A 25,663-nucleotide genomic window follows, 5' to 3' on the forward strand; every position below is an offset into this window, starting at 1 on the left:
TAGTTCAGTTGGTTAGAATGTCGCCCTGTCACGGCGAAGGTCGCGGGTTCGAGTCCCGTCCAGACCGCAACATTGCAAAAGCCCTTATTTCTAAGGGCTTTTTTTATGCCTTAAATTTACCATAGATATTTTGAATATAATGTATGACATTAACTGTCGTAAACCATCCTGTATTTCTACCGTACATTTGTCAAGTAAAAACGTAGTAAAAAGTTTTTTCATAGTTGGTTTGGTTAGTTAAAAGCTACAGGTAAGCGTATTAGGGTGCTTCACTGTAGCTTTTCTTTTTTATGTAAAGTTTAGTTTTGTTTTTCCAGGAATTAGTTTTGTAAAATATTATAACCAAATAGTTTTAATCAGGTTTTATGTAGACACGTAATGTCGTATTGTTACCTGTATTTCTATCGTACATTTGTCATGTAAAAACGTAGTAAAAGTTTTTTCATAGTTGGTTTGGTTAGTTGAAAGCTACAGGTAAGCGTATTAGGGTGCTTCACTGTAGCTTTTTTATTTATAGGAATATATTTTTTTATATATTTAGAGAAGGAATATTCAAACAAAAAACTATGCGATTAACACAATTTGCTAATAAAGTAGCCTCATTAATTTTAATTGGATTTGTCATATTCACGTTCCAGTTTTGTAAATCTTCAAAAGAAACTACTGTAAAAAAAGAGAATGTTACGGTCTCTTACAGTCAACATATTGCACCGGTAATGGAGCGTAGTTGTACGCCTTGTCATTTTCCTGAAAAGGGTAAGAAGAAATTTTTAGATACTTATGGGGCAGTAAAAAATAATATAGAAGATATTATTACTCGTGTAGAATTACCCGTAAGCGAAAAAAAATATATGCCATTTAAAAGTAAAAAGCCAGCATTAACAAGCGAAGAAATAGCTATGTTGAAACAATGGGTGGTAGAAGATTTTCCAAAGTAAGATGAAATAAAACTTTAGATAATAAAAGCTCTTTCAATAGGAGCTTTTTTTTGTGTAAAACGGAAGCTTTTTTTAGGTAATGCATGACATGTGGTGTCGCAATAATTTGTGTATTTCAGTGGTATCTTTGAAGTGTAAAAACGTGGTAAAAAGTTTTTTCATAGTTGGTTTGGTTAGTAAAAGGCTACAGTAAGGTATAGAAGGGTACTACTGTAGCCTTTCTTCTTTTGATTAAGCCTAATTTAGTTTATTCAAAAATTCTTCGAAATTACCCTCCAAAAACCTTGGCGGGTATTCCAGGTTTAATGTGTTTTGAAGCTCCTTATCTTCCCAAACAATATGTAATCCAATCTGGAGGTTTAAATCGTAATTATCGTCTCGTTCCGTGTAGGATACCATTAGGTAGTTTTTATTTTCAATGGTTCTGAAAAACCTAAAAAATTTAGCCATGACATAAAAAATGGAGTCATTACAATCTCCGGTAATATCGTATCTGTAAAAAATGGGACGTTCTATGTTTTTATAGTTTACAAGATCGCTGGCTCTTAAATGTTTATTGCTTATTTTCTGATTTTTAAGTTTTAAGTATGCTTCCTCTTTTAAAGGCAGAACAATACAATGTCCAGCATAATAACCACTTTTTCCGGTAAAAACGAAATTAAGTTCTGGTAGTAGGCGTATAGCTTCTTTTATTAATTCGTGATTAACGTAGGTGTCGTCTTTTTTTTGTGAATCTATAAAGTGTTCCAGATGCTTAATATCGAAATCAAAATCTATGGTTCGTAAATTGGTTGATTCAACATTTATTTGATCGAGATACCACTCAAGTTTAGGAAGGGCATTGGTTTGTGAGGATAAGGAATATTTGCGGGTTTTAAAATCATAAAATGTTGGAATGGGTACAGCGGCATTTAAATTATGAATAAGCTGGTAGGGCATAAGCGTATTTAGAACAATATCTTCCTCTTTTTCAGATTTAATTAAGGTTAAATCCTTTTCCCATCGTTGAACCGTTCTTAAATCAACATTCAGTTCAGAAGCAAAATCAGATTGCGAAAGGGTGTTAAATGCTCTATAGTCTATGAAAAGTTCTCCAATAGAATTATATTTTTTCATACTTATGGCTTAGTCTTTAGGTAAATATAATTAAAATGATTGGGTTTAGACATGACGTGTCGTATTAGAAAAGCGGCATGTATAGTAATTTTGCTATCAAAACAGGCAGTAAAGGTTCATGTTACTTTTTAAATTGAAAGAATTGGAATGTACTTTAGAAAAGGCATCGCAGCATGATGAAATGTTGTTAAGGGCTGTGAAGACTTTGAAAGACCTGTTTTTGAAAATTGATTACAAATATGAAGAACTACCAGAATTTTCTTTTGAAAAAATGGTTGAAGTTTTAAAAGAAGTTAATGGTAGAGAACTTACAGGTCGACAAGAACTTGTACTAAAACAGATTATGTTTTAATGGGAATTGATTAATAGCAAGTTTAAATTGATTTCTACAAAAGAGCAGTGCGAAAGCGCTGCTCTTTATTTTTGTGAAGTCAGGTTATTTAGGACATGTTGTGTCGTAAAATAACTTGTAATGTCAATGTATCTTTGTTATGTAATTAGAGCAAAGCACTACAAATAGCCCTAATTACAGTTTTTCATATTTAATATTTTTTGGTTAGTTTATTGGTTAGTAAAGGTTGCTAAAGTTTAGCAACCTTTATTGTTTTTATAGTTGTTTACTAATCAATAATTCCTCCAGGATATTTTCAACACCTTGCTCCGAATTACTTTTGGTTTCAAAGCGCGCAATTTTCTTAACATCGCTGTGTGCATTTTGCATCGCAAAACTAAAATAGGCCAGTCCCAGCATTTGTAAGTCATTGTTGTAATCGCCAAAGACCATGGTTTCAGCTTCGGTAACGCCCAATTGTTGCTGTAATATTTTTAAAGCATAGGCTTTGTTGGCTTCAATATGCGAAATGTCTAACCAGTTTTGCCCTGAAACAATAACCTGAAGTCGGTTATTTAAAGCTTTAGCTTCAGGAAGCACAAAATGCTCAGACGATTCGTTGTGATAAACCGCAATTTTTAAAAATACATCGTCGGTAACTTTGGTTAGGTCGTCTACAATTTTGTATTCGGCGTAGTAGGTTTCGAACTTAGAAATAAAATCGGGGTTCGATGTTTCAATATAGGCTGCTTTTCTTCCGCAGAGTACAATATTAGCCCCGTTTACTTTTCGTAAGAGCTCAACAGCTATTTCAATATCTTCTTTGGTAAGTTGAAGTAAGATGTGTTCCTCACTGTTGTGTTTCATGATGCCTCCATTTTCAGCAATAATGGAAATATCATCTTTTATATGATTTAATTTGTCTAAAATACTTTGGTACTGACGACCACTTGCAGCAACAAAATGGATGTTTTGCTTTTTAAGTTCATTAAACTGATTAAAAAAACGGCTGCTAACTTGACTTTCAGGGTTTAAAAGTGTGCCATCCATGTCCGACACGACTAATTTTACTTTAGATAAATTCATAGGCAATAATAAAGGGTAAAAATACCATTATTTAAGTTTTAATATGTTATTTAAATATTAAAGTACTTATTTTTGCTTGGTTTTTACGAAATCGATTTTTTTTAATTCGGTATTTTGAATAATCTATTTTTGTAAATTGCAATAACTAAATTATATTCTTTAACACCCATATGGTAACATTAAAACAATTGGCAAAAGAGTTGAATGTTTCAATTTCAACAGTTTCTAAGGCATTAAATAATAGTGAAGAGATTGGTGAAGAAACTGTAAGACGTGTTAAAGAGCTTGCCGAACTTTATAATTACAAGCCTAATAAAGTTGCATTAAGTTTAAAGCAGAATAAAACCAAGACTATTGGTGTAATTATTCCAGATATTTTAAATCACTTTTTAGCTAAAGTATTGTTTGGAATAGAGCGTGAAGCTACCAAATATGGCTATAATATTATTACCTGTATATCTAACGAATCTTTAGAAAAGGAGAAGGAAAGTATGCATTTATTAGCTAATGGTAGTGTTGATGGATTTATACTTTCTTTAGCTGAAGAAACCCAAACTAAAAACGAGGTGGAGCATTTTAAGAAAACCATGGCACAGGGACTGCCCATTGTTATGTTCGATCGGGTGGCTCATGATGTTTTATGTGATAAGGTTATAGTCGATGATTTTGAAGCTATTTATAACGCCACTAAAAACCTTCAGGCAAAAAAGCGTAAAACTATTGCTTTTATAAGCAGTATCGACAGTTTAAGCGTTGGTAAATTAAGAGAGCGCGGATATAACAAAGCGATTTTAGAACAAAATGCCGCAAAGCCCATAGTTTTAAAAATTAAAAAGAAGGATGATAATCAGAAAAAAATTATGTCTTTCTTAAAAAAGAATCCTGCTATCGATGCGGTTGTAGCTGCCGACAGTTCTTCTGGTGTAATTGCTATAAATGCTGCCATTAATTTAGGGTTAAAAGTGCCTAAAGATATTTCTGTTATTGGTTTTTCGAGTAAAGCAGACAGTAATTTAACGTTTCCAAGATTAACAACTATAAGACAACATGCTAAGGAAATTGGCGCAAATGCAGCACAGTTGTTAATTAACAGACTACAAAACAAAAGTAACGATGAAGACGTTAAAACTATTATTGTTAAAACGAGCTTAGTTAAAAGTAAATCAACGGTTTAAAATTTATTTTCGTCGATAAAAATACATTTAATCGATGATTTTGGCATTTCATCGATTATTTTGTATTAATAGATTTTCTTTCGTATAAATTTGTTTAAGTACGTAAGTCATTAATACCCTCAGATTTACATAGTGCTTAATTAATCCATTCAAAATTGACTTCATTAAAGTCAATGCAATCCCTCATAAAATATTTTTAGAAGATCATTGGGCTATTATACCCTTTTGGTTTTTAGTTAATTATTCCATTATTCCCTCAGCTAGAATTTCGATTTGTTCGAAGTTGTGGTTTATGTTTTGTATTTAAAAATTTAGAGAAATAATAAAATAATTAACCTTAAAAATCAATATTATGAAAGCCCTAAGAATAACCTTTATCGCTGCAGCAATTTTCGCAAGTTTAACATCATGTACTAAACAAGATTTAAATGAAGATGATGTTTTAATTGATGCCACAAATGATGTAACAATTGAAAAACCAATTACAGGTGGTGGATTAGATGATTAATAAACCAATATTAGAAATATTTAAAACTCTTTACAATTTGTAAAGAGTTTTTTATTTGAATAAATTTAAAAATTATAAATACATTTGAGAAAATACCTAGCTAAACCTTCTGTTTTTGAAAATTATAATTAAAATACTTCTAGTTTTTAGTTGTCTAATATCTTATTCTCAAGATAAGAGTAATTTGTACTTAATAGATTCAATAAGAGAAAGTGTTTCTAATTTTAAAATTAAGGATTCAACTTTAATTGCCAATGCCCATTTTAATATAGGTGAATTATTTAGGTATAGCCATAAAGGAGATAGTGCCTACTACCATTACCATCAGGCACAAAAAATTTTTAAAATTCAGAATGAAGATTATAAATTGGCAAAAACGTTATACGGTCTTGCTGTTATATTGAAAAATGAAAAGGATTTAACTGCTAGTGAGTTGGTTTCGATTCAGGCGATTTCAATATTAGAAGATTTAAAGCAAACAAATGAGGTAAGGGAGACTAAAGCCTTTTTGTTTAATAATTTAGGTTTGGTTTTTAGTGAATTGGAACAATATAAAGAATCAATAGAATATTCAAAACAAGCAATAAGTTTAAAGGAAACCCTAAAAGGAGATTATAGTTTAAGTATTTATAATTCAAAGAATAATTTAGCTCGCTCTTATAAGATGGCTGGGCAATATGAATTAGCTCTTCAGTATTACACCGAATTATTAGAGGATAGGGAACTAATTAAAACTAAACCAGATACCTATGCATTAATATTAGACAATTATGCACATACCTTGTATTTGTCTAAACAATTCAATGAGCTTCCAGATCTCTATTTTAAGGCATTGCATATTGCAGACAGTGTTAACCCCAAAGGGTATAATTCGATACTCATTAATCAACATTTAGCAGAATTTTATAAGGATAAAAAGAATATAGATTTGGCTAAATATTACGCAACTGAAGCTAAAAATATTTCCGCACAATATCATAATGATCAATTGTTAAGTTCGTTGCTATTACTTTCTGAAATTGAAACTGGTGATAAGGCAGTTAATTACTTGCATTCTTATATTAAGCTAAGTGATAGTTTACAAAAAAACGAGAGAGAATTAAGAAATAAATTTGCCAGAATACAATATGAAACCGAACAAATAGAGCGCGAAAATGTGCAAATTGCTAAAGAGCGCATGTGGCTGTTTGTGATTTCAGTAAGTTTAATAATTACTTCATTTTTGTTGTATTTGGTAATCACACAGCGTAATAAAAACAGACAATTACAATTAATTCAGAAGCAGCAGGAAGCTAATGAAGAGATTTATAACCTGATGCTTTCCCAAAATGAAAAAATAGAAGAAGCACGAGCTTTAGAGAAGAAGCGAATTTCTCAAGAATTACATGATGGCGTTTTGGGACGTTTGTTTGGTACACGATTAAGTCTGGATAGCTTAAATTTTAATAATACGCCAGAAGCTGTTCAAACCCGAAGTCAATATATCGATGAGTTGAAAAATATCGAGCAGGATATACGTAAAGTGTCTCACGAATTAAACACCGATTTTGTCTCAGGTGCTGGTTTTATAGATATTATAAAAACGTTTGTAGAAACGCAAACCATTATATATAAACTGGATTATAAGTTAGATCACGATAGTGTGATTAACTGGGATGAATTACCAAATAAAACAAAAATTCATATTTATAGAATTGTTCAGGAGTCGCTTCATAATATCCATAAGCATGCCAATGCCACCCGGGTTGATATTAGTTTTACTTTAAAAAATAATGTAATTTGCCTAACCATAGAAGATGATGGTTCAGGTTTCGATAACACCAAATCTAAAGCTGGTATTGGATTGAAAAACATTAAATCCAGAATTAATGATATTAACGGAACCCTAGAATTTAAATCAGAAATAAATAAAGGAACACAACTTATTATTGAAGCCCCAATAACCTAAATTTAAAAATGAATACCGAAAAGATAAGAATATTAATGATTGACGATCACCCGATGATTATTGAAGGGTATCAAAATACCATTCTTTTTACGAAAAAAGAGCATCAGGAGTTGAGCATTGATATTGCAAATAACTGTGACGAAGCCGTAAACTTGATGGATAAATCTATTCAGCAGGACAATCCATATAATCTGTTGTTCGTAGATATTAGTTTACCGCCATCGTCTGACGGGAAAATGACCAGCGGTGAAGATTTGGCGACTTATGCTCGTGAAGTATTGCCTAAAGCAAAAATTATTATCCTTACCATGTTTAACGAATCATTTCGAATTCATAACATTATAAAAACTATTAATCCAGAAGGATTTTTAATAAAGAGTGATTTAACGTCTAGCGAGTTAGCCAGTGCTTTTCAGGCAGTACTTTATAATCCGCCGTTTTATAGTGGAACCGTAAACAGTTATATTAGAAAAGTAGATTCCAGCGATATTGTTATCGATGAGAAAAACCGAAAAATTCTTCATCTTTTATCCCAAGGTGTAAAAACTAAAAATTTGGCACCACATTTAGATATTTCGTTAAGTGCTGTAGAAAAACGAAAAAAGCAGCTTCGTGAAATCTTCGATGTACAGGATGGGCAGGATGAAACACTCATAGAAGAAGCGCGTAAAAGAGGTTTTGTGTAAGAAAAGGATTTTATTTTGTATTAACATATGTTAAAATTCGATTAAAATCATTTTTTTTAAATCTTCCGAAAACCTTATTAATAAACAGTTTACTGAATTCTCGATTTGTTAAGTGCGGGTTTCCCGCAGCTACAAATAAAAAGTAATACTTAAGTTTGTAGCATCAACACTTCAAAAAATTAATTAATCCCTCAATTTTTTTGTTGATAATAGCAATTTACAGGCCCTATGGAGGTGAGAGACCCATAGGGCTTCTTCTTTTAATATATTTTGCCTATTTAAATTTGTAACTAAAAAATTAGTTTAAACTAAAATTTTAGTTATATTTGTTTTGAACTAAGTTTTTAGTTTGAAAAATAAACGTAACTCATAAATCCTTTTAAAATGAAACAATTAACAAAAGCCGAAGAGGACATTATGCAAATTCTATGGCAATTGGAAAAAGCAAATGTTAAAGCCATAATAAAGGAATTACCGGAGCCTAAACCGGCATATAATACGGTGTCGACTATTGTTAGAATTTTAGAAAATAAAGGGTTTGTAGATTACGAAAAGGAAGGAAAGGGGCATATTTATTTCCCGATAATCGCTAAAAACGAATATAGTAACCAATCTATTAATAAGCTGGTTGATGGGTATTTTCAGGGCTCGTTTAAAAATATGGTGTCCTTTTTTATGAAGAAAAATGATATCAGCCTGAATGAGTTAGAATCGGTTTTAAAAGATATTAATAAAAACGAAGAGTTATGATACACTACATTATACAAACCATAGCTTTTCAGTTGTTCTTTTTATTGATTTACGACCTCTTTTTAAAACGAGAAACCTTTTTTAACTGGAACCGGCTGTATTTAATAGGCACTATGCTTTTGTCTATACTATTGCCCTTTATACAAATAGAGTCATTTAAAGAAGTCATTCCTCCAGAGTATGTTATTCAGTTGCCTGCAGTAATTGTAGGAGATGTATCTCAAGGTGTTTCTGAAGGCGTAAATCAGGTTAATGCAGAGTCTGTTTCAAGTCCTATGTCGTATGTGTATCTGTTGTTTTATATCGGTTTTGCCATAGCCATATTTATGTTTGGTTTTAAGCTGTTCAAAGTCCTGAAGTTAATTGTTAACAACCCGAAAACCAGTTCAAACAAATTAGTTATTGTGAAACTGTTAAATAGCGATTCGGCATTTTCATTTTTTAAATATGTGTTTTTAGGTGAGTTTTTAAAAGACGACGAAAAAGCACTCATTTTAAGTCATGAAGAGGTTCACGTAAAGCAATACCACAGTTTAGATTTGTTGTTTTTCGAAGTGCTTCGTGTGGTATTCTGGTTTAATCCGTTCGTATATATGTATCAAAGCCGAATCACTGAATTACATGAGTATCTGGCCGATGCCGAAGCTGTAAAAAATCAAAGTAAACATTACTATTATCAAAATTTATTAGCTCAGGTGTTTCAAACCAAAAGCATATCATTCATCAATCCATTTTTTAATCAATCATTAATCAAAAAACGAATTATTATGTTACAAAAAACGAAATCAAGACACATCAAACTCTTAAAGTATGCATTTTTAATTCCGGCCGTTAATGCCATGTTAGTGTATACGTCTTGTGAGGTTCAAAAATTAGCTTCAGACGAAAATTTAGATTTATCGCAATACACTTATACTTTTCATATTAATGGTGGAAATTTAGAAGAGGATTTGGCTGCACAAAGAAGACATGATAAATTTATAAAAGCAAACAGAGATAAATATGTTAGTTGGGGTGAATTAGATGCCACTAATCTGAATGCTACATTTACAGTGCATTCAATAGACGAACAAGTACCTGATGACTATGAAAAAACATCAAAGGTAGATAGCGATGGGATTGCTTATTTTTATTATACTAATTTTTTTGGTAAAAACAAACCATTGGCAAAGGCTAAGGATGATAGTGTATTGAGATTAACTGTTAAAGATTTAAAAAATCTTACAGAAGAAGAAAAGGAACAGAGAGCTAGAATGACAAAATTATTATATAGTGAAGAAAAATATAAAAAGCTTGTGATTACAGACGGACAGGTGTCATTAGAATTTACAGATAATTTAGAAAGAAATTCTCAAAATGAGCTTATTGAAGTGCCGTTCGGAGTTGTTGATGAAGTTCCTTTATTTCCAGGGTGTGAATCTTTAGGAACTAATGAAGAACGTAAAGATTGTATGTCTTATGCTATAACAAAATTTGTAGGACAGAATTTTAATACCGATTTAGCAAACAGTTTTGGGTTAGAGGGAAAACAACGCATTAATGTTATATTTAAAATAAATGAAGAGGGAAATGTTGTAGATGTAAGAGCAAGAGCGCCGCATCCAGGTTTAGAAGAAGAGGCTAAACGAGTAGTTGAATTATTGCCAAAAATGCAACCTGGTAAACAAAAAGGGCATACGGTAACCGTACCTTATTCTTTACCCATTATATTTCAAGTAGAAGATAAAGAATAGCTATGCCATAAATTAGATTGGAAACCGAAGTGAAAACTTCGGTTTTTTTAGTTTTAAGTGCTTAAAAACCAAAAAAATTGTACATTTCAGTTTTAATAAAATCCTCGATGAAATGCACGAGGTGCTAAAAAGAGCAAAAATTTGATTTCGAAAAAAGTTTCGGAACATTAAATCTCGATAATCGAGTAAAATCTATGAGGCTAATTAGTGTTTTTTTAATTTTTTCATTGGTCGCATCCTGCGACTATTTTAATGTAAAAAAAACGTCTTCTGAGGCTATTTTAAAAGAGGAATTAAAAACCTTTAACTGGAAGGATGTCGATGAATATCCGTCGTTTTCGGTATGCGATTCCTTAGTGTCTAATAGCGAAAAGCAAGCGTGTTTTTCAGAGGTTTTAACGTCTCATATTTTAGGGTTTTTACAACAGGAAATGATTATTGTTACTAAAGATGTTAATGATACCATTAACCTACAATTTAAACTGTCTGAACGAGGTGTGTTAACTTTAGTTAATGCTAAAATTGATAGTCTAACAATAGCTGAAATCCCGAATTTACAAGAATTAATTACGCAAAGTTTAGACTCATTACCAAAAATATTTCCTGCAAGTAAACACGGGCAACAGGTAAAAACTGCTTTCAATCTGCCTATTGTTATAAACGTAGAGTAATTTACGTTTTAAATGTGCGTCCTTTCCATTGGTAGGTTGAAACCATTGACGCCAATGCTACATAAACGCAAAAAAACGGATAAACTATAAATCCGAATACGTAAAACTTCATCACTTCTCTTTGATTAAAAAACTGAGCGGTTTTATTAATTAAGTACAAATCGATACTGAATTTAATCATGAGTAAATAGACTAATGTTTGAGAAGTCATTGTTCCCATAAGTGTAAAGGAATAAGCTAATACAATAAACAGGTTGGTGAGTAGTACAATGCTTCCGGTGAGTTTGCCAAACCAGTTATTATACCGACTTGTTTTTGCTGCCCAGCGAATACGTTGCGAGATTAAGCTTTTCCATGAGGGTTGCGCATTGGTGTTAATAACGATGGTTTTACTTTTTAAATATGCAACGCTTTTTGCGTTATGCTTTACGGTTTTTTCCAGAAAAAAAATGTCATCACCACTGGCAGTTTGGTTGTTGCCTTCAAAACCATTCAAGGCTTTAAATAATGTTTTTTTGTAGGCAAAGTTCGCGCCGTTGCACAAAAACGGTTTGTTTATACCAAATCCGCCAATAGTAGCCCCTTGTAAACTCAAAATATCTAAAATTTGAAAGGTGTTTAAAAAGTTATTTTGAGAAATATATTTTACGGGAGCCACAATACATTCCACTTTGTTTTCCTGAATAAAGGCATCAAAAGTGTTTAGCCATAATTGTGGTAAAATGCAGTCGGCATCGGTGGTAATAATCCATTCGTTATTAGCTTTAGTAATGGCGGTAGAAATAGCATCCTTTTTAGGAGATGGACTCATCCTGTTATTATTGAGAAGTGTTACAGGAAGAGACGATGATGTTATAAAATTATTGATAATGTCCACGGAATCGTCTTCAGAGTCATCATTAACTAAAAGTACTTCAAATAAGTTGGAAGGATATTGTAATTGTTTAATAGAATCCAATAATTGAGGTAGATTTTCAGCTTCATTTCTAAAGGGAATAATTATTGAAAATGTTGTTTTGTGAGCCGTAGTTTGATTTTTAAAAGTCGGTACTTTATGAAACCCATAGGCGAAGCTTCCTATTAACGCAACATAACTTAAAATAATAAAAAAGGAAATTATAGTCATTTCGATATTTGGGGTTTAGGCCATTTAAAAGTAAGTACAAAGTAACTTCCAATAAGGCTTGGTAAAGCAAAGTTAAATATCCACATGATGGTTGTGATTTGAATTATAGTAATGGCTTCAATATTTAGAAATGAAAATAAATAAACTCCAATACTTCCTTTAATAGCAAAATCGAAAATAGCTATGGAAGGTATTACGGATGCTAATAAATACATGGTTGAAATAATTATCATAGCGTTCAAGTAAACGATGTCAACCCCGAAAATATTCAATAAATAGTAAAACTGAAATGAAAAGAAGAGGTAGCGAATAATGGAAAAATTCAATCCAAGGATAACTAGTTTTTTTGGATAGGTTTTTATGAAGTGTAACAGTTTACTAAACCGACCAGTGCTTTGTTTTAATCGAATTTTAGACAGTGCAAAGTAAGCTAATACAATAAAACCAATACAAAGGACACCTCCTAAAATAAGTTTGGTATAGTTAAGGTGTGTTGAGTAAATCGAGATGAAATATAGTAGCCCAATGCTTCCAAAAATAATACTAACACTAAGTTGTAGCAGGTGGTGCAAGCCGTTAATAGATACAATATGTTTTATCTGAGTTTTATTGTAGAATAGTGCTTTTGCTCCATATTCACCAATTCGATTTGGAGTGAACAATGAAACCGTTAAGCTGCCCAAACTTTGTTCGGTGGCTTCAAAAAAGCTAATTTGTTTTAATGGTTTTACAAGGGTTTGCCATTTTAAAATTTCAAAACACCAGTTACCAGTTGATAATAAAATTAGGAACACGAGGTGGGCTAAAGTAAATGCATCATTTTTTGATGCTAACTCTAAAAACATTGAAAATTGCAAATCATTGTTTGCACTCAGCTTGAAGTAGATAAAATAAAATGCAGCAATTACCAGGCTTAATTTAATAAGCACAAAAAAGATTTGTTTAGTTTTGTGTGGCAACACGTACATATGTTGCAAATTAAATCAATAATCGCGTATGATTTCATTTTTAAGCCGTAATAAGCGCTTATCTTCTTTATTTATTTTTCTTTTTTGTATGGTTTCAGGCTTTGCGCAAAACGATACAAGCACCATAAAAGCGCAGATGGCTTTGGGAGTTAATAGTCCGTCGATCGATGGTTTTGTGTCTGGTTTCGAAGGGCAGTCGTTAAACTTTCCGACCGTAAATATTGGAGTGCAATACATGTTTAACCCCAATTTAGGCGCTAAGTTGGATTATGGGTTTAGCCGAATGATTAACGATAGTAATGCGCAGGAATTTAAATTGAATTATTCACGTATAAATCTGCAAGGCGTTTATAATCTGTCTAATATTATTTTTATCTCCAACAGAACCGGAATGTTTGTGCATGCCGGGCCGGGTTTTTCGATGGTGAAGCCATTAAATAATTACGGAGAAAATAAAATATCATACCTAAATGCGATGGCCGGTTTGGAGTTTCATTACGGACTTTCAGATACCATGTCGTTGTATTTTGATGCCTCTTATATTCATGGGTTTGCAAAGGAATTTAATCCGGTAGCAGATGGTTACGGATCTTTTAACGGAAATGTGTTAACATTTACTGTGGGACTTTCGTTATCTTTAAGTGGTTGCTATTACTGTAATTAATATGGCGAAGGAAAGAATTATTTTAGGAATCGACCCGGGAACGACGGTTATGGGTTTTGGGTTGATAAAAGTTGTTGGGAAGACCATGTCTTTTTTGCAGTTAAATGAACTCGATTTAAAAAAATACGATGATCATTATTTAAAACTGAAACTGATTTTTGAACGTACGGTTGAATTGATTGACACCCATCACCCCGATGAAATTGCGATTGAAGCACCTTTCTTTGGGAAAAATGTTCAAAGTATGCTAAAGTTAGGGCGTGCACAAGGTGTAGCTATGGCTGCTGGATTGAGTCGTGAAGTACCCATAACGGAATATTCCCCAAAAAAAATTAAAATGGCGATTACAGGGAGTGGTAATGCCAGTAAAGAGCAGGTCGCGAAAATGCTGCAAAGTTTATTAGGATTAAAAGCCTTACCTAAAAATTTAGATGCCACCGATGGATTAGCCGCTGCGGTTTGTCATTTTTACAACGATGGTCGTGTTGAGGTTGGTAAGAGTTATTCGGGCTGGGCTAGTTTTGTTAAACAGAATGAAAGTCGGGTAAAAAAATAAGGTTTTAAGAGCTTTACAGGTTCAGGTGAAGTTTATAATTATAAAATTCAAAAGTCATCGCAGGGATATACATTCACATACCGTTTTGTAAGCAAGCTTGTCACTATTGCGATTTTCACTTTTCAACCTCTCTAAAGAAGAAGCCGGATTTAATTTCTTGCTTGATTAAAGAGTTAGAGATGAGGAAAGGCGAATTCCAAAATCAGGTGGTGCAAACCATTTATTTTGGTGGGGGAACACCCTCTTTATTAAATGAATCTGAATTGGATTCCATTATTCAGGCAGTATATTCAAATTATAAGGTAATTAGTAACCCGGAAATTACCTTAGAAGCTAATCCCGATGATTTAACCGTTAACGGAACTGATGTGCATGCCGTTTTTAAAGCTTACAGAAGCATAGGTGTTAACAGATTATCAATTGGTATTCAGTCGTTTTTTGAGCGTGATTTAAAGTTGATGAACCGTGCACATAATGCTGAAGAAGCCAAAGGGTGTTTAGAAGTTGCTACACAGTATTTCGATAATATTTCACTTGATTTAATTTATGGTATTCCAGGGTTGAGTCATGAAGACTGGATGGAGAATATTGAAATGGCTTTGTCATTCAATATCCCTCATATTTCCAGTTATGCATTAACGGTTGAGCCTAAGACGGCTCTTGATGCCTTTATAAAAAAAGGAAAAGTTAAGGCTCCAGATGATGCCATAGCTCAGGAGCAATTTCATATGTTGATAGAAAAACTGGAACATGCAGGTTTTGTACATTATGAGTTATCTAATTTTGGAAAGCCAGAGTTTTTCAGTAAAAATAACACTGCTTATTGGCAAGGGAAGCCCTATATAGGTGTTGGGCCATCGGCGCATTCGTTTGATGGTACAAGCAGAAGCTGGAATGTAAGAAACAATTCAAAATATATTCAAGCAATTGAAAAAGGAGAGTTACCTATGGAAGTCGAAATCCTGTCTAAAACCGATCAGTATAATGAATATGTGATGACGGGTTTACGTACCATCTGGGGGGTGTCTTTAGAAAAAGTGGCGCAAAATTTTGGTGAAAATTACAGAACTTATATTTTAAAGCAATCTGAAAAACATAGAAATCAACAATTATTGTATATTGAAGATGATAAACTTATCGTGACTAAAAAAGGAAAGTTTTTAAGTGACGGTATTGCTTCAGATTTATTTAAAATAGACTAATATATGCTTGCAACCATTCAATACAATTCAAGAAAACTTCAAATCGATTTAACCAAACCTCTAGATATTTCTATCGCTATTCAGTCAGGAGAAGCGAATGTTAATGCCTGGTATATAGGAAACCCTGAAATTGAGCCGGTGGTTATTGAAGAGGAAGATTGGGTTGGAAGTGTGGTAAAAGGATCGGCTGTAAATTTTAATACGATTGTATTTAATCCGCATGCCCACGGGACACATACCGAATGTGCAGGGCATATTACTGAAACAGTGCATTCTATCAATAAAAATTTAAAACAGTTTTTCTTTCTAGCTGAAGTGATTAGTGTGGCTCCGGAAAAGTTAGGTGATGATTTTGTAATCTCTAAAAAACAAATTCAGTTTGCTTTAGGGAATAAAAAACGAGATGCTGTTATTATCCGTACCATGCCTAATTTAAAAGATAAACTTACCAAACGTTATTCAAAAACCAATCCCACGTATTTATTGGAGGAAGCGGCTGTGTATCTTCGTGAAAAGGGTATCAAGCATTTACTCATCGATTTACCAAGTGTTGATAAAGAGCGCGATGAAGGAAAGTTATTAGCGCATAATGCGTTTTGGAACACCAAAGGTAAGCTGCGTTTAGATGCCACAATTACCGAATTTATTTATGTGCCAAACAAGGTGAAAGATGGCGAGTATATGTTAAATTTACAAATAGCATCTTTTGAAAACGATGCGGCACCGAGCAAACCAGTTTTATATAAAATTATAGAGTAATGGATATTCTTTTCGGTTTAATATTAGGAGGGCTGATAACTATGGCGGTAGTCACTTATTTAAAAATTCAGGCGCAGAAGAAACGTGTGAATTCACAGTCGGTTATCCTTCTCGATAAGATTAAAAAAGTGTATAAATTTATTACCGTTGAAGGTGATTTTGCCGAGATTTACCATTACGAAGATGTAAAGGAGCGTTTTTTAAAACTTATTTCAAGTACTAAAAAAGCCTTGGTTGTTGTTAATGCCAAAGCACATGTAGGATTCGATTTTTCAAAAGTTTTGTTAGAGGCCGATACTAAAACCAAAACCATTATTATTCACAGGTTTCCACAGCCAGAAGTGTTAACTATAGAAACCAATTTAAACTATTACGATAAAAAGGATGGTGTGTTCAACAAGTTTGCAGCCTCCGATTTAACCGAACTGCATAATGATGCCAAGAAACATATTTTAGATAAAATTCCAGAAAGTGGCTTGTTTAACGCAGCACAACAGGAAGCTTTAGAGGCGATTTCACTCATTGAAAATATCGTGCAAACCATAGGCTGGCGATTAGATTACGATGCTCTAAAAATAGAACAGCCGGTTAAAGCAAAAGCTTTAGAATGAATATTGAACAAATACGAGATTACTGTTTAAAAAAGAACGGAACAACCGAGGAGTTCCCTTTTAATCCTGATACGTTAGTCTTTAAGGTTTTAGGTAAAATGTATGCGCTTATCGCTCTCGATAAATGGGAAATAGGAGAGAAAGCTATTAATTTAAAATGTGATCCCGAATATGCATTAGAGCTTCGTGGCGAATATGATAATATAGGTCCAGGATTTCATTTGAGTAAAACGCACTGGAATACCGTCAAACTTCATGATGGTGAGATTTCAGCTTCCCTTTTAGTCTCTCTTATCGATCATTCTTATGAGATGGTAGTAAAAGGAATGCCCAAAAAACTAAAAGATCAATTAAATTAAATAATTGATTTTTAGTAAATTAAATTTTGTAAATTAGTGATGTTATTTCACTACCCTCTTGGAAATAATAATAGCAAAAAAACAAATTTTACTTCCCCAAATTTTTATTACCCCAGGTTTTCAATTGCCCCAATTAAAGATTTAGTATTTAATATTCAAAACTAATATACTAACCTTAATTATTACAATTATGAAAACAACTAATCAACTATTTGCAGCAATGCTAACTTTGCTATTATTATTCAGTATGTCTTCAGCTTTTGCACAAGACGATTCACGTCCCATGTATATTACAGTAACCAAGGCCCATTGGAATATGGACTATGAGGATTTCGATATGGACACATGGAAGTCAGTAGAAAAAGAATATCTGGAGAAAGTTATCAAGAAAAACGATTTACGCGTCGGGTATTCAGTGTATTTACATCAAATGACTCCGGACAATACAGAGATTCTTTTCGTTAATGTTTATAACACATGGGAAGATATTGTTAAGGCTAATGAAAAGGATGAGGAATTAGCTGAAGCGGCCTGGCCTGATAAAGATGCCAGAGAGACTTTTTTTGAAAAACAGCGGGCTTATTACTCACCAATTCACTCCGATGAGATTTATTATACGATGCCCATGGCGAAACACATTCCAGAGAATAATAAAAAAGATTTAATCCTTTATGTGAGAACGTCTCATTGGGCCTTTCCAAAGGATTATGATGGCGATGAAATCAAATCCTTAATGGAGGAAAACTTCGATGTGTTCATTAAAGATAATTCACTAATAAAAGGCTATTATCCACATAGACATGCCTGGGGAAGTGATTCGTCTCAAGTTATAGAAGCTTATTTTTTAGATTCATTAGGAGATCTTGATAAAATGTTCGATGGGTTTACGGAAATGGCTAAGAAAAAATGGCCTAATGAGGCAGATCGGAAAGCTCGTGGCGAAAAATTTGGTAAATATTTTACACCAGTACATGGTGATGCCGTATACAAATTAGTAGCAGAGTTATCAAAATAGGTAGCTTAATTAGTGGGAAAGAGGCGTCTAATTTAGATGCCTTTTTCTTTTTATAGCTTGCGGAAGCTTTAATTTAGGTGTATTATTGCAGTCTTAAAATACAAATCATGAGTATACTACAAACATTAAAAGACAGAAGCAGCAACACATGCGAATTATGTAAATCAGACAAAGAATTAAGTCAATATACATTGCCGCCATCGTTAAACGAAAGTGTTGACAATAGTGTGCTTGTTTGTAGTAACTGTTTAAGTCAGATTGAGGGTGAAGTTGAGATGGATGCCAATCACTGGCGTTGTTTAAATGACAGTATGTGGAGTGAGTTTGTCGCGGTGCAAATCTTATCTTGGAGAATGTTACAGCGTTTACGAAACGAAGGGTGGCCTAAAGACTTATTAGACATGATGTATTTAGACGACGATGCTTTAGCTTTAGCGCGAGCAACAGGAGAAGATAAAGATGAAAGCGAAAAAGTAATTCACCGCGATGTTAACGGTGTAATTTTAGAAAACGGAGATTCGGTTGTCTTAGTTAAAGATTTAAAAGTAAAAGGATCCAGCATGGTCGCGAAACAAGGAACGGCCGTTAGAAACATTCGTTTAGATCGCGACAATGCCGAATATATAGAAGGTAAGGTTGACGGACAGCAAATTGTAATAATTACAAAATACGTTAAGAAAACCTAATTGTATTTTTTACGCAGAGGTATCGGCGATAATTTTCCATTCGCCGTTTATCTTCTTAAATACTAACATAAAAAAACCGGAGGCATTACCAACTTCACGCTTTAAGTGAAACTCTCCTAATACGTAATATGCGCCATCGGTAATTTTAGATATATCGTTTATTTTAAAGCTTAGCTTTCCCGTGTGATCCTTACTCGGGTAGGCTTTTTTGTAACGTTTTAATGTGTTCTCCCAGCCGTAAGTAACACCATTACTTCCGTAGAATTTAAGGGAGTCACTTTTCCAGTACCCTTCCATAAATTCTTCAATATTGTTTTTAGACCAAGCCAGGCGTTGTGCTTTTAAAACGGCTTGAATGTCTTTTTTGTCATCTTCCTCATTACTTTGAGAAAATCCATGACACGCACATATAAGGCAAAGAAATAAAATAATGTTTTTCATAATAAAATAGTTGTGCTTCTTAGGGAGTTGAGGTAAAAATAAACAAACTCACTTAAAATTAGCGCCTAACTACAATATATTCTTTTGCTGGTTAAAAAAGGCATCGACTTGTAATTGCAAAAGTTCTCGGGCTTTTTTACGCTTGTAGTTATACAATTCGTCTTCCGTTTCAATGTCTTTATATACACGATCGTTAATGGCAAACTCCGTTTTTAAGAGGGCTTCTCTTTGATTTTTATTTTGAAGCACATTTGTTCTAATGGCCGTTTCTTCATTTTCTAATTTAAAATCATAAGCACCTTTGGGTGATAACAACTTAGCGAAAATCGGTGAAGTTTCAATGGCTAAAAACAGCATAAAAATAAAAAATGACGGCAACCAAGGTAATTGACCTAAAGCATCTACACGAGCCATTAATCCATCGAAATTTGAAATAATAGGTTGTGATGTTGTTACTTGATTATCGTAATCATTTTTCAACGTTGCTATTTCGGTTTCAATCGCTTTAATTTTTTCAGTATTATCGATTTTGAGTTGTTGCAATTCAGCTAAGGCGGCGTCATGTTTGTCTCGTTTTTCTTTATATACGGGGCCTTTGCCTAATAGTTTTGTGCCAGCTGTGCCTTCTGCTTCAGAAATATAGGTGTTGTAAAGGGCGTTAACCTCGGTTTCCTTGGTGGTAAGGTCATTTTGTAAATTGGCGATGGACTGTTCTAATTTCTGAATTTGTGGCGTATATTGTTCGGCAATCTGGTTTTTGTTGGCCAGTGTATACTCATTTTTTTGTTCTAACAGTACACGGTCTATTTCCTTTTCAAATATTTTTAGTTCCAGAGGTTTTGAAATCACTACAGCAATGATAACTGCCAAAATAATTCGAGGTGTAGCCTGAATCACTTCATCTGCAAAATTTCCTGTCTTTTTAATAGTCGAAACAATATAACGATCCAGGTTAAAAATGAGTAAACCCCAAATGAGACCAAAAAAAACTGAGGTGTAATAATTGTCGAAAACAGTGTGTAAGGCATAACTCGCAGCGATAAATGCCATGAGCGCAGTAAAGAACACGGTAGCCCCTATACCAGCGTATTTATTTTGTTCACCTTTTGAACATGAATTTAAAATATCGGTGTCCGCACCCGAGCAGATAATAAAAAATTGCTTTAACATAATGATTGATGATTTTGATTGATAGTGTGTTAAACGTTAAAATTTTAAAAATGTTACATATATATGTATTTAATTCTTGGTTTTAAGTAGGTTATGTGTAACATAAGTTGCTGTGCAGGTTGCTTTAAGATTGTAATTTTAACATAGATTAATAAACCTAAGTATTATGACAACTTCAGTAGTTATAGGAGGGAACTTTGCAGGGATGACTGCAGCCCTTGAGATAAAACGTAAAGGAAAAGATCAGCATAAAGTAATTATGATAGATAAATCTCCGTTGTTTTTATTCATTCCATCTTTAATTTGGGTGCCTTTCGGAAGACGAGACATCAAAGATATTTCTTTTAGAAAAGATGAAATCCTTAAAAAGAAAGGTGTTGATTTATTAGTTGCTGAAGCTTTAAAAGTAGACACTAAAAACCAGGAAGTACATACCAATAAGGGTATTGTAAAGTACGACCATTTAGTAATTGCTACCGGACCAAAAGTAAAATACGATGTGGCTCCGGGTGTAGAACAATATGCGCATTATGTGGGAACACCTAATGGCGCTATGAAGATTAGAACAGCCTTAGAAGAATTTAAGAAAAATCCTGGTCCAATTGTTATTGGAGCAACGCAAAATGCTGGTTGTATGGGGGCTGCTTATGAATTCCTATTTAATATTGAAAAATGGCTTCGTGAACAAAATATTCGTAAAAAAGTAGATTTATACTGGATTACGCCTGAAACCTTTTTAGGTCACTTTGGTATTGATGGTATAACGGGTGGAGAAACGATGTTGAAATCATTTATGAAGATGTTTAACATTCACTTCAGAACCGAAGTCGGTGTAACCGAAGTCACAAAAGATAAGGTGATGTTAACGAGCGGTGAAGAATTACCAAGTCGTTTTACCATGTTGATGCCGCCGTTTGTTGGGGTAGATTTTGTGCAAAACTCACCAGATTTGAAAGCCACTGCTGCCGGATATATTCCTGTAACAGATGATTACAGACATACCGAAATCCCTAATGTTTGGGCTGCTGGTATTGCTGTAGATGTGAAATTACCTTTTAAACCTGGTAAGGTGCCTTTTTCAGGTCCAAAAACTGGCTATCCATCTGATGAAACCGGTAAAATTGTTGCCGAAAATATTATTAGAGTTACCGAAGGAAAAACAGAACTTAAGAAAAAAGCCTGGGGTAAAATTCCTGGAATCTGTATTATGGACGCCGGTAAAAAAGAGGTGATTATTTTAAGTAACACTTTATTTAAACCAAGAAAATTTGCGATTATGATTCCCAATGTGCTTTACGATTTTAATAAAGTTTTATTTGAAAAATACTTTATTTGGAAAACAAGAAAAGGATTGTCATATCTCCCATAAGAAACTGTGATTAATTGATTTTTTTTAAGAGCGTCATTTCGAAATAATGGTTTATTAATTATTCGAAATGGCGTTTTTGTTATTATCGATTTCTCGATCTTACACTTTCAATAATAACAGTTGCTAGAATAAGTGAGCCACCAATAAAGGTGTTTAGAGTTGGTATTTCGTTTAAAAAGAAGAAAGCAAGAATGATTCCAAAAATGGGTTGAATACTATTAATAATACTTGCGGTACTAACTGTAAAATGTTTTAAACTGTTTACTAACATAGAATGGCCAACAGCGGTGGTAATTAAACCAAGGAAAAGAATATAAGGAAATTGCTCTTTTAGTCCGTTGCTCTCTAGAAGGAATATTGCTGGCGATAATATTAAAGCGACAACTAAACTCTGGTAGAACATAACGCTGGAGCCGTTATATTTAGCGGTTAGTTTTTTAGAAAGAATATTGCGTAAGGCGTAAAATACAGCGGAGAGTAATCCGAAAAGAACGCCTTTAACCTGAGAACTTTCTAAATTAAACTCGGGAGCTAAAATGTAAAGGCCTAATAATACCAAAATACCCAATAGAATATAAAACGGATCGAATTTTGTTTTAATAAACAAAGGTTCTAAAAATGCCGTTAAAATAGGGAAGGTAAACAGAGATAACATGCCTAAGGCTACGTTTGATAGTTTTAAGGCGAAAAAGTAGGTTACCCAGTGGCCGCCCATTAAAAGTGCACTGATGATAACTGTGGTAATATCTGTTTTAGAACTTAGTTTAAGATTGAATTTTTTATAGTTGCAAAATGCAAACAATGCAATACCAGCAAGAATACAACGCCACCAAATAATTACCGGAATGGGTAAATCAATATACTTTCCTAAAGCCCCTGATGTACTAATAAAAAAGGTGGCTAAAGCAAGTTGAATAAGGTGGTTGGAATGTTGGTTTTTCATTGGCGATGTCGTGTTCGTGTTAGCGATTGAAGCCAACTACCGCGTAGTGCGTAAAGCGCGACCGGTTTTTGCTCCTGTAAGCAAAAACCGGTAACACCCTAAAAATTATTTAGATAATTCTGTGAAATATTTATAGAATAATGGAATGGTTTCAATGCCTTTAAGGTAATTGAATACTCCGAAATGCTCGTTAGGGGAGTGAATAGCATCACTGTCTAAACCAAAGCCCATTAAAATAATTTTGCTGTCTAATTCTTTCTCGAAAAGCGCTACAATAGGAATACTTCCGCCACCACGTTGTGGAATTGGTGCTTTACCAAACGTATCGGTGTAAGCTTTCGCTGCTGCCTGGTAGCCAACATTGTCGGTTGGAGTAACGTAAGCTTGACCGCCGTGATGAGGTTTTACTTCAACCTTTACGGCTTTAGGTGCGATGCTTTCGAAATGAGTTTTAAATAGTTGTGTGATTTCTTCCCATTCTTGTCCGGGAACTAATCGCATAGAAATTTTAGCATAAGCTTTGCTGGCAATAACTGTTTTGGCACCTTCACCTATGTAGCCACCCCAAATTCCGTTAACATCTAAAGTTGGACGGATGGAATTACGCTCGTTGGTGGTGTAACCTGCTTCACCATAAACATCATCTATATCTAACGCTTTTTTGTAGTTCTCTAAACTGAATGGTGCTTTTGCCATTTCGGCACGCTCGTCTTGAGATAATTCTTCAACTTTATCGTAAAACCCAGGAATAGTAATGTGGTTGTTTTCGTCGTGTAAAGAAGCAATCATTTTTGTAAGCACATTAACAGGGTTGGCTACAGCGCCTCCGTATAAACCTGAGTGTAAATCGCGGTTAGGTCCGGTAACTTCAACTTCTACGTAGCTTAATCCGCGTAATCCTGTTGTGATAGATGGCGTATCTTTAGCGATCATTCCAGTATCTGAAATCAAAATAACGTCGTTGCTTAGTTTTTCACGGTTTTCCTTTACAAAGGTTGATAAGTTTACACTGCCAACTTCTTCTTCGCCTTCAATCATGAATTTTACATTACACGGCAATTGATCTGTAGAAGTCATAAACTCCAACGCTTTAACGTGCATGTACATTTGTCCTTTGTCGTCGCATGCACCACGGGCGAAAATAGCACCTTCCGGGTGGATATCGGTCGTTTTAATTACGGGTTCAAACGGAGCAGAGTCCCATAGTTCTAATGGGTCGGCTGGTTGTACATCGTAATGTCCGTAAACTAAAACCGTAGGTAGGGTTTTGTCAATTATTTTTTCACCATATACAATAGGGTAGCCTGCCGTTGGGCAAATCTCTACGGTATCGCAACCTGCTTTTTCAAGGCTTTCTTTTACAGCTTCAGCAGTTTTTAAAACGTCACTTTTGTAAGTGGAATCTGCACTTATAGAAGGGATTTTTAAAAGTTCTACAAGCTCAGATATAAATCGGTCTTTATTTTTTTCTATGTAAGACGTGGTGTTTTTCATGTAGTTATGCAAATTTTGAAACAAAAGTATAAAAAAAAGAATGTTTTTTTGGGGATAGGTGTTTGCAATTTCAAAATCTTGTTTATATTTGCAACCTCTTAGCGGGCGTGGTGGAATTGGTAGACACGCTAGACTTAGGATCTAGTGCCGCGAGGTGTGAGAGTTCGAGTCTCTCCGCCCGCACTAAGAAACAGAAAGCTTCTCAATTTTTGAGAGGCTTTTTTTATTTTGGGTTGCTCCTTAATAAGAGACATACGATAAGTAATTTATCATTTCTTCACAGTTTATCTTCCGAGTTTAAGATTTTGGTTTCTATAACGAACATAAATAATAGCAAAGGTTTTAGTTGAAAGTGTAAGACAAATTGTGAAATTTAGGGTTGCAAGATTTTAATTTATTAAATTTATGTACATCTTAATTTAAAACAATTAGAACATGGGAAAAGATAGTAGAACCATTTTAGGATTTTTAGTAGGTACTGCCGTTGGCGCTGTTGCAGGGGTTTTATTTGCTCCGGATAAAGGAACAGTAACACGAAAAAAAATTGCTGATGAGGCTCAAGGTATAAAAGACAGAATGTCTGAGAATATAGAGCACACTAGTGAGAGCATTTCGAAATCCGTGAAACAGAAAAGAGCTTCTTTAGAAGAGGAGTTGGAACATCTCATGTCTAACGCGAGTTACCAGGCAGATGATGTGATAACCTTGTTAGAAAAGAAATTGGCAGATTTAAAGGCAAAGAATAAAAAGTACCAGAAATAGTATGGGGATTTTAAATTTATTAAATGAGAAGACTCAGGAAACTTTTCAGCATGGCGATGATTACTTAAAGTCTTCTGAAAAATATATTAAACTCAAAATTTTCGAGCAGCTTTCATTAACCATAAGTTTGTTAGTAAAGTTTTTTATAATTATCGGTTTAGGTTTTTTGGGGATTTTTTTCGTTTCGGTAGCAGGGGCGATTGCATTAGGAGAAAAATTAAATAGTGTGCCGTTGGCTTGTCTTTTAATTGGCGCAGGGCTTTTAGTTTTAATGGCGCTGGCTTTTATGTTTCGACGAAGCATTGATAATGTGGTGATAACTAAAATGTCAAATAATTTTTTTAATTCAGATGAGGATGAAAACTAGGTATAATAATATAGAACAAATAAGGTACGATTTGAAAGTACACTCTTTAGAACGCCAAATAGCTTTTGAAAAAATGAAGCAATCAGGATATGAGTTAAAAGAAGTGGTTGCTGGACCAGCGAATTTTGTATCCTCGGTTGTATCTCACAAATACGTGAAAATAATCGCCTTAGTTAGACTTTTGCGGAAGGTGTTTTAGATTTATTTAAAGTTTGAGTTAGGTTGTTAA

At 33.8% G+C, this 25,663-nt stretch carries 29 protein-coding genes and 2 tRNA genes; 23 read left to right on the forward strand and 8 right to left on the reverse strand.

Annotated features, from left to right (window positions below; genetic code table 11):
• The first annotated feature begins 1 nt into the window (after position 1).
• Positions 2-64 (forward strand) — tRNA-Asp (locus ICJ85_RS06505).
• Between the two features lie 502 nt (positions 65-566).
• Entirely contained in the window at positions 567-938 is a 372-nt protein-coding gene (locus tag ICJ85_RS06510) for a hypothetical protein (RefSeq protein WP_188222960.1), read from the forward strand.
• 237 nt (positions 939-1,175) lie between these two features.
• Here the strand turns inward: ICJ85_RS06510 and ICJ85_RS06515 are convergent, their stop codons facing one another.
• Positions 1,176-2,054: a helix-turn-helix domain-containing protein gene (locus ICJ85_RS06515; RefSeq protein ID WP_188222961.1), complete on the reverse strand. Its 879-nt coding sequence runs from the start codon at positions 2,052-2,054 to the stop codon at positions 1,176-1,178.
• Positions 2,055-2,196: 142 nt separating this feature from the next.
• Between ICJ85_RS06515 and ICJ85_RS06520 the strand changes: the two genes are divergently transcribed.
• On the forward strand, positions 2,197-2,406 hold the full coding sequence (locus ICJ85_RS06520) for a hypothetical protein (protein WP_188222962.1): 210 nt from the start codon (positions 2,197-2,199) through the stop codon (positions 2,404-2,406).
• Between the two features lie 255 nt (positions 2,407-2,661).
• Here the strand turns inward: ICJ85_RS06520 and ICJ85_RS06525 are convergent, their stop codons facing one another.
• On the reverse strand, positions 2,662-3,471 hold the full coding sequence (locus ICJ85_RS06525; RefSeq protein WP_188222963.1) for a Cof-type HAD-IIB family hydrolase: 810 nt from the start codon (positions 3,469-3,471) through the stop codon (positions 2,662-2,664).
• Positions 3,472-3,641: 170 nt separating this feature from the next.
• On the opposite strand from ICJ85_RS06525, the gene ICJ85_RS06530 reads away from it, so the two are divergent.
• From ICJ85_RS06530 to ICJ85_RS06560, 7 genes are all read left to right on the forward strand, one after another.
• Positions 3,642-4,646, forward strand: a complete 1,005-nt coding sequence (locus ICJ85_RS06530; RefSeq protein ID WP_188222964.1) for a LacI family DNA-binding transcriptional regulator — start codon at positions 3,642-3,644, stop codon at positions 4,644-4,646.
• Between the two features lie 352 nt (positions 4,647-4,998).
• Positions 4,999-5,154, forward strand: coding sequence for a hypothetical protein (locus ICJ85_RS06535; protein ID WP_188222965.1), 156 nt, complete (start codon positions 4,999-5,001; stop codon positions 5,152-5,154).
• 184 nt (positions 5,155-5,338) lie between these two features.
• Positions 5,339-7,102, forward strand: coding sequence for a tetratricopeptide repeat-containing sensor histidine kinase (locus ICJ85_RS06540; RefSeq protein ID WP_188222966.1), 1,764 nt, complete (start codon positions 5,339-5,341; stop codon positions 7,100-7,102).
• Positions 7,103-7,110: 8 nt separating this feature from the next.
• A complete protein-coding gene (locus ICJ85_RS06545) occupies positions 7,111-7,788 on the forward strand; it encodes a response regulator (protein ID WP_241739496.1) in 678 nt (225 codons plus the stop codon).
• Between the two features lie 384 nt (positions 7,789-8,172).
• Positions 8,173-8,538, forward strand: a complete 366-nt coding sequence (locus tag ICJ85_RS06550; RefSeq protein ID WP_188222967.1) for a BlaI/MecI/CopY family transcriptional regulator — start codon at positions 8,173-8,175, stop codon at positions 8,536-8,538.
• The gene (locus ICJ85_RS06555) at positions 8,535-10,271 is read left to right on the forward strand and encodes a M56 family metallopeptidase (protein WP_188222968.1); all 1,737 of its coding nucleotides are present in this window, start codon (positions 8,535-8,537) and stop codon (positions 10,269-10,271) included. The genes ICJ85_RS06550 and ICJ85_RS06555 overlap by 4 nt, the downstream gene beginning before the upstream one ends.
• Positions 10,272-10,465: 194 nt before the next feature.
• A complete protein-coding gene (locus ICJ85_RS06560) occupies positions 10,466-10,942 on the forward strand; it encodes a hypothetical protein (RefSeq protein WP_188222969.1) in 477 nt (158 codons plus the stop codon).
• 1 nt (position 10,943) lies between these two features.
• Here ICJ85_RS06560 and ICJ85_RS06565 read toward each other — a convergent pair whose 3' ends face one another.
• Together ICJ85_RS06565 and ICJ85_RS06570 are read right to left on the reverse strand one after the other, a co-directional pair.
• Positions 10,944-12,068 (reverse strand): glycosyltransferase family 2 protein, encoded by a 1,125-nt coding sequence (locus tag ICJ85_RS06565; protein ID WP_188222970.1) that lies wholly within the window; start codon positions 12,066-12,068, stop codon positions 10,944-10,946.
• Positions 12,065-12,997, reverse strand: coding sequence for a lysylphosphatidylglycerol synthase domain-containing protein (locus ICJ85_RS06570; RefSeq protein ID WP_317173049.1), 933 nt, complete (start codon positions 12,995-12,997; stop codon positions 12,065-12,067). Before ICJ85_RS06570 ends, ICJ85_RS06565 begins: the two co-directional genes overlap by 4 nt.
• Before the next feature lie 67 nt (positions 12,998-13,064).
• Between ICJ85_RS06570 and ICJ85_RS06575 the strand changes: the two genes are divergently transcribed.
• From ICJ85_RS06575 to ICJ85_RS06610, 8 genes are all read left to right on the forward strand, one after another.
• Positions 13,065-13,700 carry an outer membrane beta-barrel protein gene (locus tag ICJ85_RS06575; protein ID WP_188222972.1) on the forward strand — a complete coding sequence of 212 codons (636 nt, stop codon included), beginning with the start codon at positions 13,065-13,067 and terminating at the stop codon, positions 13,698-13,700.
• 1 nt (position 13,701) lies between these two features.
• Complete coding sequence (ruvC, locus tag ICJ85_RS06580) at positions 13,702-14,256, forward strand: crossover junction endodeoxyribonuclease RuvC (RefSeq protein WP_188222973.1); 555 nt, start codon at positions 13,702-13,704, stop codon at positions 14,254-14,256.
• 56 nt (positions 14,257-14,312) lie between these two features.
• Positions 14,313-15,458, forward strand: a complete 1,146-nt coding sequence (hemW, locus tag ICJ85_RS06585) for a radical SAM family heme chaperone HemW (RefSeq protein ID WP_188223143.1) — start codon at positions 14,313-14,315, stop codon at positions 15,456-15,458.
• 3 nt (positions 15,459-15,461) lie between these two features.
• Positions 15,462-16,217, forward strand: a complete 756-nt coding sequence (locus tag ICJ85_RS06590) for a cyclase family protein (protein WP_188222974.1) — start codon at positions 15,462-15,464, stop codon at positions 16,215-16,217.
• Positions 16,217-16,828: a DUF4230 domain-containing protein gene (locus ICJ85_RS06595; protein ID WP_188222975.1), complete on the forward strand. Its 612-nt coding sequence runs from the start codon at positions 16,217-16,219 to the stop codon at positions 16,826-16,828. The genes ICJ85_RS06590 and ICJ85_RS06595 overlap by 1 nt, the downstream gene beginning before the upstream one ends.
• Positions 16,825-17,187 (forward strand): MmcQ/YjbR family DNA-binding protein, encoded by a 363-nt coding sequence (locus ICJ85_RS06600; RefSeq protein WP_188222976.1) that lies wholly within the window; start codon positions 16,825-16,827, stop codon positions 17,185-17,187. Before ICJ85_RS06595 ends, ICJ85_RS06600 begins: the two co-directional genes overlap by 4 nt.
• Before the next feature lie 190 nt (positions 17,188-17,377).
• Positions 17,378-18,202, forward strand: coding sequence for a hypothetical protein (locus ICJ85_RS06605; protein WP_188222977.1), 825 nt, complete (start codon positions 17,378-17,380; stop codon positions 18,200-18,202).
• Positions 18,203-18,309: 107 nt separating this feature from the next.
• Complete coding sequence (locus ICJ85_RS06610; protein ID WP_188222978.1) at positions 18,310-18,888, forward strand: PhnA domain-containing protein; 579 nt, start codon at positions 18,310-18,312, stop codon at positions 18,886-18,888.
• 9 nt (positions 18,889-18,897) lie between these two features.
• On the opposite strand, the gene ICJ85_RS06615 is transcribed toward ICJ85_RS06610, so the two are convergent.
• Positions 18,898-19,329, reverse strand: a complete 432-nt coding sequence (locus tag ICJ85_RS06615) for a YybH family protein (protein ID WP_188222979.1) — start codon at positions 19,327-19,329, stop codon at positions 18,898-18,900.
• Between the two features lie 69 nt (positions 19,330-19,398).
• Positions 19,399-20,499 (reverse strand): DUF4407 domain-containing protein, encoded by a 1,101-nt coding sequence (locus ICJ85_RS06620; protein WP_188222980.1) that lies wholly within the window; start codon positions 20,497-20,499, stop codon positions 19,399-19,401.
• A gap of 166 nt (positions 20,500-20,665) precedes the next feature.
• Here ICJ85_RS06620 and ICJ85_RS06625 point away from each other — a divergent pair, with 166 nt between their 5' ends.
• Positions 20,666-21,868: an NAD(P)/FAD-dependent oxidoreductase gene (locus ICJ85_RS06625; RefSeq protein WP_188222981.1), complete on the forward strand. Its 1,203-nt coding sequence runs from the start codon at positions 20,666-20,668 to the stop codon at positions 21,866-21,868.
• An 82-nt stretch (positions 21,869-21,950) separates the two neighbouring features.
• On the opposite strand, the gene ICJ85_RS06630 is transcribed toward ICJ85_RS06625, so the two are convergent.
• The gene (locus ICJ85_RS06630) at positions 21,951-22,811 is read right to left on the reverse strand and encodes a DMT family transporter (protein WP_188222982.1); all 861 of its coding nucleotides are present in this window, start codon (positions 22,809-22,811) and stop codon (positions 21,951-21,953) included.
• 105 nt (positions 22,812-22,916) lie between these two features.
• The gene (locus tag ICJ85_RS06635) at positions 22,917-24,305 is read right to left on the reverse strand and encodes a dipeptidase (RefSeq protein ID WP_188222983.1); all 1,389 of its coding nucleotides are present in this window, start codon (positions 24,303-24,305) and stop codon (positions 22,917-22,919) included.
• A 101-nt stretch (positions 24,306-24,406) separates the two neighbouring features.
• On the opposite strand from ICJ85_RS06635, the gene ICJ85_RS06640 reads away from it, so the two are divergent.
• The 4 genes from ICJ85_RS06640 to ICJ85_RS06655 all read left to right on the forward strand — a co-directional run bounded on the left by ICJ85_RS06640 (position 24,407) and on the right by ICJ85_RS06655 (position 25,633).
• Positions 24,407-24,488 (forward strand) — tRNA-Leu (locus ICJ85_RS06640).
• Positions 24,489-24,740: 252 nt separating this feature from the next.
• Entirely contained in the window at positions 24,741-25,067 is a 327-nt protein-coding gene (locus ICJ85_RS06645) for a YtxH domain-containing protein (RefSeq protein ID WP_188222984.1), read from the forward strand.
• 1 nt (position 25,068) lies between these two features.
• Positions 25,069-25,434: a hypothetical protein gene (locus ICJ85_RS06650; protein WP_188222985.1), complete on the forward strand. Its 366-nt coding sequence runs from the start codon at positions 25,069-25,071 to the stop codon at positions 25,432-25,434.
• Positions 25,424-25,633, forward strand: coding sequence for a hypothetical protein (locus ICJ85_RS06655; RefSeq protein ID WP_188222986.1), 210 nt, complete (start codon positions 25,424-25,426; stop codon positions 25,631-25,633). The genes ICJ85_RS06650 and ICJ85_RS06655 overlap by 11 nt, the downstream gene beginning before the upstream one ends.
• Positions 25,634-25,663: the final 30 nt, after the last annotated feature.

The organism is Aestuariibaculum marinum (assembly GCF_014596975.1).
In the GTDB taxonomy this organism is placed as follows: Bacteria; Bacteroidota; Bacteroidia; order Flavobacteriales; family Flavobacteriaceae; genus Aestuariibaculum; species Aestuariibaculum marinum.